Origin of the sequence: Stutzerimonas kunmingensis (assembly GCF_002929225.1) — a bacterium.
In the GTDB taxonomy this organism is placed as follows: domain Bacteria; phylum Pseudomonadota; class Gammaproteobacteria; order Pseudomonadales; family Pseudomonadaceae; genus Stutzerimonas.
In genome coordinates this window covers 1-1,801 of sequence record NZ_PISM01000013.1, presented here as the reverse complement: position 1 = coordinate 1,801, position 1,801 = coordinate 1, and the positions used below count along the sequence as shown (strand labels likewise).

1 protein-coding gene is annotated in these 1,801 nt (G+C 53.9%); it reads right to left on the bottom strand.

The features are described 5' to 3' along the window. Positions 1–58 precede the first annotated feature (58 nt). Positions 59–1,336: an ISL3 family transposase gene (locus tag CW305_RS06590; RefSeq protein WP_103458179.1), complete on the bottom strand. Its 1,278-nt coding sequence runs from the start codon at positions 1,334–1,336 to the stop codon at positions 59–61. Between the last annotated feature and the right edge of the window lie 465 nt (positions 1,337–1,801).

Genomic DNA, 1,801 nt, shown 5'->3' with positions numbered 1-1,801 from the left:
GGGTATACGGATTTAATGGTTGATGGGGCATCTTCACCCCACCAACCTGATGCCACCCTCAGATGGTTGATAGATCGACCCCGTAGTTGAGTTCCTCTGCGAAGTCTAGCATTCCGTAACCGATGGTTTTCTTGTAGAACGGAGAGATCTTCGCAGTCGGGGCCTTCTTCTTGTGCTTCGTGGTGTAGAGCATTCGTGCCCGCATCACCTCGAACGAGTAACCGCGCCCTTCTCGGTTCTTGTCCTTGGCCAGTCGGTTGATGGATTCTGTGTAAGCGTTGGTGACGGGTATGTCCGCCTCGAAGTAGGTCATGAGCTCTTCGCGCCAGTTGCCCACCGCCCTGACCAGGTCGCTCCAGACTTCCTTCTGGCCCTCCGGGATGGCGGCTATCCAGTCATCCAGGGCGGCTTCTGCCTCGGGCCGTGTGGTGGCGTCCCAGATGCCGTAGAAGCGTTCCTTGTGTTCGTAAGCGGCCAGCAGTTGCGGGAATGCACCCGTCCATGTTTCCATGATTAACCACTCCCGGTCTGAGACTTCGTGAGCGCGTTTCAGCAGGATTTTCCGGTCTCCTTTGAGGGTTCGGCTTTGGGCGGGTTTTAGATCCGTCCTGAGTCCCTTGCGCACCTTCTCCAGGGCATCGTTGGCCATGCGCACCACATGGAACTTATCGACCACAATGCGGGCCTGTGGCAGTGCTGTCTTGACCGCTGTCCGGTAGGGGTTCCACATGTCCATGCTGACGATCTCGACCTTCTGCCGGTCTTTGAGCTTCATCAGGTAGTTGGTCACCACGTCCTGCCGGCGGGTGGCCAGCAGGTCGAGCAGGGTTCGCTCCTCGATGTTGGTCAGGATGCAGCGGTAGCGCTTGTTCAAGTACAGCTCGTCGATGCCCAGAATGCGGGGCGTCTCGAAGCGGTGCCAGCGCCCCAGGAACTCGGCGCGGGCGTTAAAGATGTCGCGTACCGTCTTCTCGTCCAGGCCGGTCTGTGCCGCCACGAAGGTGTAGGGGTGGTTGAAGGATTCCTTCTCCACGTATTCATGCAGCCGCAGCGTCATGCGGAAGCCGTCCACCATTTCCGGCAGCTGGGGCCTGAAGGTGGTCTTGCAGGCACGGCAGATGTACCGGCGGCGGACTACCCAGAGGGTGACCCGTTTGCCGTGAATAGGTAGATCACGATAGGGAACATCACGCTTGCCGAACCGCACGAACTCGCCCTGCACACCGCATTCCTCGCAGGCTATTGGTGTAGGTGCTTCAAGCTGAAAATGTATGTCGTCATTCTGCTCCTCAGAATCCACCAACTGGTACCCAGGAAGGCTTAACGAATTAATCATCTCCCGCCTTGATCAGAAAAACAGGTAGGTGGCGTATGGGCATATAGAAAACTTGATCAGTTTCCTACAAGAGGAATGTTGTGCAGGCGTTTAGATTGGACATGATCCAGAATCTTTTTGAGGCTTGCCCAGCTCTCGCTGTCATCCCTAGTCAGCATCGCTATGAAGACTCAGGCGTAAAGTGGAGACGGAAAATTGACAGAGTAGGCTGAAAAGGATCAACCAAATAATCCGTTGATATAGACTTCCTCCTCTACACTTTGGGCGTTTTGTCAACCAGAAACTCCGGAGACTCAATTAAAGTAGAACTGGCGGGAGCAAATCAGCCAGTTAACCCAAATGTTTTTATTTATTCAAGTCCATAATATTTAGCCATTCAGCGTTTTCTTGACCTATAACGCAGTCTCCATTTTTTCGCATATTGAGCCTAAGATTACAGCGTTTTATTTCTTCTTTGAACTCTTC

Excerpts from the sequence above, each read along its gene's own strand:
- CW305_RS06590 (WP_103458179.1), bottom strand. The coding sequence starts at position 1,336 with ATGATTAATTCGTTAAGCCTTCCTGGGTACCAGTTGGTGGATTCTGAG.